Origin of the sequence: Rathayibacter sp. AY1D1, assembly GCF_002932635.1 — a bacterium.
GTDB lineage: Bacteria > Actinomycetota > Actinomycetes > Actinomycetales > Microbacteriaceae > Rathayibacter.
Genome location: NZ_PSVY01000032.1, coordinates 20,114 through 29,181, shown reverse-complemented (window position 1 = coordinate 29,181; position 9,068 = coordinate 20,114). Strand labels below are relative to the sequence as shown.

Below are 9,068 nucleotides of genomic sequence, written 5' to 3'. Positions count from 1 at the left end.
CCCGCCGGACTCCGAGTGCCCGCGGGCACGACCGTCTGCGGCGCTGACGCCGCGCGGAGCCTGGCACTCCGCAACTCTGAGTGCCAATCATAACCGGGAGGCGGACCGCCCGGCGGGGTTGCGCGGGGATCGGCCGGGGTGCACTCCTGCAGGGCCGCGGGGAGGAGCCCCGTCATCCCCGAGGAGGAGGTCCCGCGCGGCCCGGTGCGGAGGGAGTCGCCGCATGCCACGATGGACGCCGAGCGCACGGGGGACGCCCGTCGCCGCCGCCGGAACGGAGACCATCATGTCGGCCACCCCTCCCCCGCCCCCCGTCTACGGGACCCCGGCTCCGCCGCTGAACCCGGCGGACGAGAAGACCTGGGCGATCGTCACGCAAGTGACCGGCATCTTCTTCAGCTTCCTGCCCTCGCTGATCGTCTTCCTGGTCTTCAAGGGGCGCGGACCGTTCCTCGAGGCGCACGCCAAGACGGCCCTCAACTTCCATCTGACGACGCTGATCGCCTACGTCGCCGGGACGATCCTGTCCTTCGTCCTCGTCGGCTTCATCGTGTTCCTGGTCGTGCCGATCCTGGTGATCGTCTTCGCGATCATCGCCTCGGTGCGCGCCAGCGCGGGCGAGTACTACACGTACCCGCTCAGCATCCCGTTCTTCAAGTAGCCGCGGAACCGGGGCGGCCGTGCGTCGCCCGCCCCGGGATCCGGCCTCAGCCGTCGGTGAGGCGGCGCACGACCGCGTCGGCCAGCAGACGGCCGCGCAGGGTCAGCACGATCCGGCCGCCGAGCGCCGCCCGGCCGTCGACGAGGCCGTCGGCGATGAGCCCCGCCACCTCGCTGCGCCGATCGGCGTCGATCGCGTCGATGGGCAGCCCGTCCGCCAGGCGCGAGCGCAGCAGCACGTCCTCCACACGCCGCGTGCCCGCGTCGAGCGTCTCCCGCCCGGCAGCGGGCGAGGCACCGGTGCTCAGCCGGTCGGCGTAGGCCGCCGGGTGCTTCACGTTCCACCAGCGCACGCCTCCGACGTGGCTGTGCGCGCCGGGACCGACGCCCCACCAGTCGTGGCCGAGCCAGTACGAGAGGTTGTGCCGGGAGCGGTGGGCGTCGTCGCGGGCCCAGTTGCTGACCTCGTACCAGGAGTACCCGGCAGCGGCCAGGCGCGCGTCGGCGAGCTCGTACATGTCGGCCGTGAGGTCGTCGTCGGGGGTCGCGACTTCGCCGCGGCGGATCTGCCGGGCGAGCTTCGTGCCGTCCTCCACGATCAGGGCGTAGGCCGAGAGGTGGTCCGGCCGGTTGGCGAGCGCGGAGTCGAGCGACCGCTCCCAGTCGGCCAGGGACTCCCCCGGCGTGCCGTAGATGAGGTCGAGGCTGACCTGCAGGCCGGCCTCCCGCGCCCACTCGACCACGAGCGGGACCCGCTCCGGGTCGTGGGTGCGCTCGAGCGTGGCGAGGACGTGCGGCACGGCCGACTGCATCCCGAAGCTGACGCGGGTGAAGCCCGCCTCGGCCAGCGCGCGGAGGTAGGAGGCGTCGACGGAGTCCGGGTTCGCCTCGGTGGTGATCTCGGCGTCGGGCGCGACCCCGAAGTGAGTGCGGAGGCCGTCCAGCATCCGCACCAGGTCGCCGGCGGGCAGGAGGGTGGGCGTCCCGCCGCCGAAGAAGACCGTGCGGGCGGGGCGCCGGGGCAGGCCCGCGCGCTCGAGCACCTCGGCACCGAGAGCCATCTCGGTGATCGCCTCGTCGGCGTAGTCCTGCTGCTTCGCCCCGCGGAGCTCGGTCGCCGTGTAGGTGTTGAAGTCGCAGTACCCGCAGCGGACCCGGCAGAACGGCACGTGCACGTAGAGGCCGAGGTCGCGCTGCTCCACGCCGTCGACGACGGACGCGGGCAGTCCGCCGTCGAGCGGAGCAGGATCGGCGATCGGGAGGGCGCTCCCCACGTCAGCTGACGCGCGCCGGCAGCAGCGCGCGCAGGTACTTGGCGACCTGGCGCTTCTGCACGGCGCGCAGCACCGGCGCGCCCAGGCGGTAGAGGCGAGTGGAGGGACGCGAGAAGACCCGGATGACGAGCCAGACCGAGTCGTCCGCGCGCTTCTCGACGACGAAGGACTCCTCGCCGCTCTCGGGGTGGCCCTCGAGGGTGCCGTAGGCGAAGCCGACCTGGTCGGGCTCGTCGACGACGTAGACCACGCGGACCGGGGCGTTGAAGACGCGGCCGAGCAGGGTCACGCGGAGCACGGCGGTCACGCCGGCGGTGATGTAGGGGGTGCCGTCGGGAGCGAAATGCTCCTCCGTCGGCCGGCTGACGAGGTCGATCGGGGTGCCCGCCGCGTCGAAGTTGACGCCGGTGTACTGCACGCCGCTCCCGCTGGTGATGTCGGTCACCTCGATGCCGCTGCCGCGCTGCACGCCCCAGGTCATCAGGGAGGCGGTGGTGATGGCGAAGCGCTCGTCGCCCGAGCCGAGACGGGCCTCGAAGCGCTCGGCCGTGAAGCCGTCCGGCGGATACTCGAGCAGGTCGGGTGCCAGAGTGCCGCCGACGGCCGCGTAGGTGACCTGCGGCTGGCCCTCGAAGTTGGAGCGGCGGATGCTCACGTCCCGACCTTCTTCCCGGACTCCTCGAGCGCGGCGCGCGTCGAGTCCGCGCGCCGGGTGGTGCTGTCCATCCGACCCAGCGTATCCGACCGTCGGCGTCCCGAGCCGGGAACGACCGAGGGCCCTCCCCCGCCGGAGCGGGAGGAGGGCCCTCGTCGTGGTGCGGGTCGGGTCAGCTGCAGGGAGTCAGCTTCGCGACGGCGTCGGACAGGGTGCCGGTGCCGCCGAGGAGGACGACGCTCGTCGCTCCGCCGGCCTTGATGTCCTGCAGCACCTTGACCGGCACGCAGGTCGGGGGCACGGCGAAGAGGGGGCTCCCCGTAAGCCCGGCGGCCGCGGCTCCCGCCAGGGCGTCGGGGAAGTTCTCTCCGGTGGCCAGGAACACGGTCTCCGACCCGCGGGGGAAGGCCGCCCGGTTGAGCTGCTCCGAGGTGTCGTAGCGGTCGACCCCGCCGATGCGGCTCACGGTGGGTCCCCCCGGCACAGTGAGGGAGTTCTGGATGCCGGCGCTGACCGACAGCTCGGATCCCGCGATGGTGAGCACCGGCGGCCGGAGCCGCGTCAGGATCCCGACAGTGGTCGGGTCGGCCGCCGGGAGGCCGCCGTTCACGAGGACGACGGGGGCGGAGTTCTTGCCCGCGGCGGCGGTGGCGCTGAGCGCGTCGGGGAACTTCTCGCCGGTCGCGAGCCAGGCCCCCTTCGGCGAGGTGCCGAAGGCGCTCTCGATGATCTTCCGCGACGTGTCGTAGCGATCGGTGCCTCCGAGGCGGAAGACCCTCCCGTTCGCGTACTGGCCGAGGTCGGTCGCGAGGGCGTCGCTGACGCTGAGGTCGGAGCCGACGACGACGATCCGCTGGGGCTTGAGACGGGTGAGCTCGTCGCGCACGACCTGGCTCACAGAGTCGCGGTCGACCAGGAGGAGCGGGCCGCCCTGCTTCGCGGCGGCGGGACCGGCGCTGAGCGCGTCGGGGAAGTTCGCGCCGGTGGCGATGTAGACGACGGGGACGCCGGGGGTGTCGAAGGTCGCCTTCGAGATCTCGACGGCGGTGCCCTGGCGATCGGTGCCCGCGAGGCGGGTCACCGTCGGACCGTTGCCAGGGGTCGGCCCGGTGGTCGGCGGAGTCGTCGACGCGACGACCCTGAGGGGCACCCGGACGACGAAGGCGGAGCCCGCCGGCTGCTCGACACCGCGGCCGGCTCCCGTGACGCGGATGGAGGGAGCGCCCGTGAGCGAAGTGTCGCCGAAGTTCTGGTACCGGTCGTAGAAGTCCTGGTTCGGCTTCACCGCGACCGACGAGCCGTCGTCGAGGACCTTAGCGGGGGCGGTGAGCGCCGGGGTGCCGTCCGTTCCGACGGTGGCCCGGACGGAGGTGCCGAAGAAGCCGGGCACGCCCGTCTCGACGACGACGACGTCGCCGGCGCCCGCGTCGGTCAGGCTGCCGCCGCCGGCCCAGAAGACGCCGTCGTGGTGGGTCGAGCTCGGAGTGGTCGCGGACAGGTCGACCACGGCCGCGTCCTCGCCGCTCGCCGGAGCGACGGTCAGGCCGGCGGTGACGCTGAGGTCGAAGCCCGTCGTGGACTCGAGCGCCGGGGGGACGTAGGCGTCGTCCGCCTGCGGCGCCTCCGCGGTGAGGTCGAGCCTCACCGCGGGCTGCTCGAACGAGCCCACCGTGCGCTCGAGCGGGATCTCGATGGTGTTGGCGGCGGCGTCTACAGCCGAGGAGCCCGACACGAAGTCGGCATCGCTGGTGCTGAGGCGCCAGTCCACGGTCTCGTACCCCGGGTGCGACCACTCCGTGAACCCGGCGGACGCGCTCGCGGCCGGGAGCTCGACGGTGATGGTCTCCGCGTCGGAGGAGACGGACAGGCCCTTCGCGACGCCGAACTGGTCGATGTCCTCCCAGACGAAGGGCGCGGGCGACGCCTGCACCTCACGGCTCGCGGCTGATGCGGGTGCGGCGGCGACGAGCGATCCCGCCGTCACCGCTGCGACGCCCAGCAGCGCCGCCCCCGATCTGATCCAGTGCTTCCTCGTGCGTGCAGAGTCCACGGGCTTCCCCCTTGATCGTGATGAGAGGGCCGACCGTCGACGCTCCAGCCCCCGAGCGGATCGTCCTCGATCCGCAGCCGCGTCCAGCGCTCGAAAGCTACCTGGGAAGTGATCGGCGCCGCAATGGCCCCTCACCGCAGGTCCCCTCTCGGGGGGTGCGCCTCCGCTGGAGGAGTCCTACTTCTTGTCCTTGGTCTCGACGTCACCCGAGAGCGCGGCGATGAACGCCTCCTGGGGGACCTCGACGCGGCCGACCATCTTCATCCGCTTCTTGCCCTCCTTCTGCTTCTCGAGGAGCTTGCGCTTGCGGGTGATGTCGCCGCCGTAGCACTTGGCCAGGACGTCCTTGCGCATCGCGCTGATCGACTCGCGGGCGATGATCCGGGCGCCGATGGCGGCCTGGATCGGCACCTCGAACTGCTGACGCGGGATCAGCTTGCGCAGGCGCCCCGTCATCAGCACGCCGTAGGCGTAGGCCTTCTCCCGGTGCACGATCGCGCTGAACGCGTCGACCTGCTCGCCCTGCAGCAGGATGTCGACCTTCACGAGGTCGGCCTCCTGCGAGCCGGCGGGCTCGTAGTCGAGCGAGGCGTAGCCGGCGGTCTTGGACTTGAGGTTGTCGAAGAAGTCGAAGACGATCTCGCCGAGGGGCATGTGGTAGCGGATCTCGACCCGGTCCTCGCCCAGGTACTCCATGCCGATCAGGGTCCCGCGGCGGCTCTGGCAGAGCTCCATGATCGTGCCGACGTAGTCCTTCGGCGCGAGGATCGCGGCCTTGACGATCGGCTCCGTGACGGCGGCGATCTTCCCGACGGGGAACTCGCTCGGGTTCGTGACGGTGACGGTCTTCTTGTCCTCCGTCGAGACCTCGTAGATGACCGAGGGCGCCGTCGTGATGAGGTCGAGACCGAACTCGCGCTGCAGGCGCTCGGTGATGATCTCGAGGTGCAGGAGGCCGAGGAACCCGCAGCGGAAGCCGAAGCCGAGCGCCACCGACGTCTCGGGCTCGTAGACGAGCGCCGCGTCCGAGAGCTTGAGCTTGTCGAGCGCCTCGCGCAGGTCCGGGTAGTCGCTGCCGTCGATCGGGTACAGGCCCGAGAAGACCATCGGGAGCGGCTCGGTGTAGCCGGGCAGCGCCTGCGTCGCGGGCTTCGACGCCGTGGTGACGGTGTCGCCGACCTTCGACTGGCGCACGTCCTTCACACCGGTGATCAGGTAGCCCACCTCGCCGACCGCGAGACCCTGCGTCGCGACGGGCTCGGGGCTCGACACGCCGATCTCGAGGATCTCGTGCGTGGCGCGGGTCGACATCATCTGGATCTTCTCGCGCGGCGAGAGCTTGCCGTCGATCATCCGGACGTAGGTGACGACCCCGCGGTAGGCGTCGTACACGGAGTCGAAGATCATGGCGCGCGCAGGGGCGGAGGGGTCGCCGACGGGCGGCGGGATGAGCTCGGTGACGCGGTCGAGCAGCGCCTCGACGCCCATGCCGGTCTTGCCGGAGACGCGGAGGACGTCGTCCGGGTCGCCGCCGATGAGGCTCGCGAGCTCCTTCGCGTACTTCTCGGGGTCCGCGGCCGGCAGGTCGATCTTGTTCAGGACAGGGATGATCGTGAGGTCGTTCTCGAGCGCGAGGTAGAGGTTCGCGAGCGTCTGGGCCTCGATGCCCTGCGCCGCGTCGACCAGGAGGATCGCGCCCTCGCAGGCCGCCAGCGAGCGGCTGACCTCGTAGGAGAAGTCGACGTGCCCCGGAGTGTCGATCATGTTCAGGGCGAACGTGCGCCCGTCGCGCTCCCACGGCATCCGCACGGCCTGCGACTTGATCGTGATGCCGCGCTCGCGCTCGATGTCCATGCGGTCGAGGTACTGCGCGCGCATCGCCCGGTCCTCGACGACACCCGTGATGCCGAGCATCCGGTCGGCGAGGGTGGACTTGCCGTGGTCGATGTGGGCGATGATGCAGAAGTTGCGGATGGACGCCGGATCGGTCGCGGCGGGCTCGAGCCCGGAGTGTGCACGTGGAGACATCGTGGGACCAGTGTCCCATGCCCGGCGGCGGAGGCCGGGACCGGCGGCTACAGATCGAGTCCGTAGGTGCGGGTGGGCTCGACGCCGGGCGGGTTCTCCCGCTCGCCGAGGCGGACGAAGCCCATGCTCTCGTAGAGGGCGTGCGCGGTGGTCATCAGCGTGCCGCTGTTCATCACGACCCGCTGGAGGCCCCGCTCGGCGGCGAGCATCACGACGAACTCGGTGAGCAGCCGCCCGAGACCCCGCCCGCGTGCCTCCGGGGCGACGGCGAGCAGCCGCCAGTCCAGCTCGCCGGGGCGGCCGAGCTCGTACAGGTTCGCGCCCGGGCGCGCAGTGGTGACCGTCGCGAGGATCCGCCCGTCGCCCTCGACGGCGACCCAGACCTCGCCCTCGACGTCGTGCCGGGCGACCGCGGCGACGTCGGCGGCGTACTCCTCCCCCAGCTCGTAGTCGTGGGCGTAGGCGGCGAGCCGCAGGCGCGAGACCTCGTCGTACTCCTGGGCCCGGACGCGCCGGACCAGCACCTCGGCGGCGCTCATCCGCGCACCGGGGCCGGGAGGGCGCGCAGCCCGTGCTCGAGCGCGGCGGGATCCGCGGCGAGGCAGACGCGGATCCAGCCCTCGCCGGTGCGGCCGAAGGCGCTGCCGGGTGCGACGGCGACGAGGGTCTCGAGGAGGAAGGACTCGACCCACGAGGCGACGTCCCCGCCGGTCGCGTGCGCCATGTCGATCCACAGGTAGAACGCGCCCTCGGGCTCGCGGTAGGCGATCCCCCGCTCGTCGAGCACGCCCGTCGCGAGCCGCAGGTTGGCGAGGTAGTGGTCGGAGGCGGCGGCCACCGCGTCCTGCGGCCCGGTCAGAGCGGCGAGGGCGGCGCGCTGGTCCGGAGTGGCGACGCAGCTGATCGCCGCCTCCTGCACCGTGACCATGATCGACGTGAAGCCGGGAGGCGTCACGAGGTAGCCGACGCGGACGCCGGTCATCGCGTAGGTCTTCGAGAAGGAGAAGACGCTGAGGACGCGGTCGGCGTCGTCCCCGCGCTCCTGCGCGATCGCCGCGAGGCTCACGTGCGGGCGCCCGTAGGTGAAGTACTCGTAGACCTCGTCGCTGAGCACCCACAGGTCGTGGCGCCGGGCGATGTCGAGCAGGCGCTCGAGGACCTCCTTCGGGAACACCACGCCGAGCGGGTTGGACGGGCTGTTGACGATCAGGACGCGGGTCCGGTCCGTGATCAGGCGCTCGACCTCCTCGGGATCGGGGAGGAAGGCGTTCTCGGCGCGCAGCGTGTACGGCACGGGCACGGCGCCGATGGTCCGCGCGTTGGTCGTGAAGACGGTGTAGCCCGGGTCGGGGATGAGCACCTCGTCGCCGGGCCCGAGCAGGAGCGTCATCGCCTGGTGCAGCGCCTGCGTGGCGCCGACGGTCACCCAGACCTGCTCGACGTCCGCCTCGATGCCGTTGTCCCGCGCCAGCTTCTCCACGATGGCCCGCCGGAGCTCGGGGACGCCGCCGTTGGGCCCGTAGCGGGTGTCGTCGGCCGCCCACGCCGCCCGGGCCGCCTCGATGATGTGCGGCGCGGTCGGCACGTCGGGCTCGCCCACCGCGAGGAGCGTCACGCCGTCGAGCCGCAGCGCGATCTCGAACAGGTGGCGGATGCCCGAGGGCGGCACCGCGGAGAGGTGATCGGCGAGACGGGGCACCGGCGTCACGTTACCGGCGGGCCCGGACCGCGAGACGCCACGGCGGTCCGCCTCCCCCGGCGTGTCGCCCCGGCGGCCCCGACCCGGACGGCACCGCACCCGCGGGCGCGGCGCGGTTGAAGGGTGACGACGGGTGCGCTAAAGTTCCTTGTTGGCTTGCGCTCCCCCTCCGGACACCCGGCAGGCGTGGAGTGATCAGAAGCCGGCGACCTCCAGTCGCACCGCAGGGCGTTCAGACGCCCGCGGAAGGGGCACTCCGTCGAGTAGCCGGCTGCACACACGCACATCCGAGAAGAAGGTAATCCACGTGGCAAACATCAAGTCGCAGATCAAGCGCAACCTCACCAACAAGAAGGCGAACGAGCGCAACAAGGCCGTCAAGAGCGAGCTGAAGACCGCCATCCGCTCGGTCCACACCGCCATCGCCGCCGGCGACACCGAGAAGGCCGGTACCGCCCTCGCCTTCGCCGCCAAGAAGCTCGACAAGGCCGCCAGCAAGGGCGTCATCCACAAGAACCAGGCCGCGAACCGCAAGTCGGCCATCGCGAAGCAGGTCGCCGCGCTGTAATACTGCGCGAAGCGGAAACGACGAAGGGTCCGGCCATTGGCCGGGCCCTTCGTCGTTTCCGCTTCGCGGTCGACGGGCTCCTCGTGCCTCGTCGCCCGTCGCGCAGTCGGCTTCCGCGCTTGGTTGCGGTGGGA

8 protein-coding genes are annotated in these 9,068 nt (G+C 71.8%); 2 read left to right on the top strand and 6 right to left on the bottom strand.

The features are described from left to right. Positions 1-223: 223 nt before the first annotated feature. Positions 224-661, top strand: coding sequence for a DUF4870 domain-containing protein (locus C5C56_RS15265; protein WP_258065691.1), 438 nt, complete (start codon positions 224-226; stop codon positions 659-661). A gap of 46 nt (positions 662-707) precedes the next feature. Here C5C56_RS15265 and hemW read toward each other — a convergent pair whose 3' ends face one another. From hemW to C5C56_RS15235, 6 genes are all read right to left on the bottom strand, one after another. Continuing rightward, on the bottom strand, positions 708-1,934 hold the full coding sequence (gene hemW, locus C5C56_RS15260; RefSeq protein ID WP_104319861.1) for a radical SAM family heme chaperone HemW: 1,227 nt from the start codon (positions 1,932-1,934) through the stop codon (positions 708-710). A gap of 1 nt (position 1,935) precedes the next feature. Then, the gene (locus C5C56_RS15255) at positions 1,936-2,589 is read right to left on the bottom strand and encodes a DUF1990 family protein (protein WP_258065690.1); all 654 of its coding nucleotides are present in this window, start codon (positions 2,587-2,589) and stop codon (positions 1,936-1,938) included. Between the two features lie 172 nt (positions 2,590-2,761). After that, entirely contained in the window at positions 2,762-4,639 is a 1,878-nt protein-coding gene (locus C5C56_RS15250; RefSeq protein ID WP_146086496.1) for a cell wall-binding repeat-containing protein, read from the bottom strand. Positions 4,640-4,816: 177 nt separating this feature from the next. Then, positions 4,817-6,667 carry a translation elongation factor 4 gene (gene lepA, locus C5C56_RS15245; protein WP_104223127.1) on the bottom strand — a complete coding sequence of 617 codons (1,851 nt, stop codon included), beginning with the start codon at positions 6,665-6,667 and terminating at the stop codon, positions 4,817-4,819. Between the two features lie 47 nt (positions 6,668-6,714). Beyond that, positions 6,715-7,206: a GNAT family N-acetyltransferase gene (locus C5C56_RS15240; RefSeq protein ID WP_104223126.1), complete on the bottom strand. Its 492-nt coding sequence runs from the start codon at positions 7,204-7,206 to the stop codon at positions 6,715-6,717. Then, entirely contained in the window at positions 7,203-8,366 is a 1,164-nt protein-coding gene (locus C5C56_RS15235) for a pyridoxal phosphate-dependent aminotransferase (RefSeq protein WP_104319859.1), read from the bottom strand. Before C5C56_RS15235 ends, C5C56_RS15240 begins: the two co-directional genes overlap by 4 nt. A gap of 307 nt (positions 8,367-8,673) precedes the next feature. Between C5C56_RS15235 and rpsT the strand changes: the two genes are divergently transcribed. Continuing rightward, positions 8,674-8,934 carry a 30S ribosomal protein S20 gene (gene rpsT / locus C5C56_RS15230; RefSeq protein WP_097165711.1) on the top strand — a complete coding sequence of 87 codons (261 nt, stop codon included), beginning with the start codon at positions 8,674-8,676 and terminating at the stop codon, positions 8,932-8,934. Positions 8,935-9,068 lie beyond the last annotated feature (134 nt).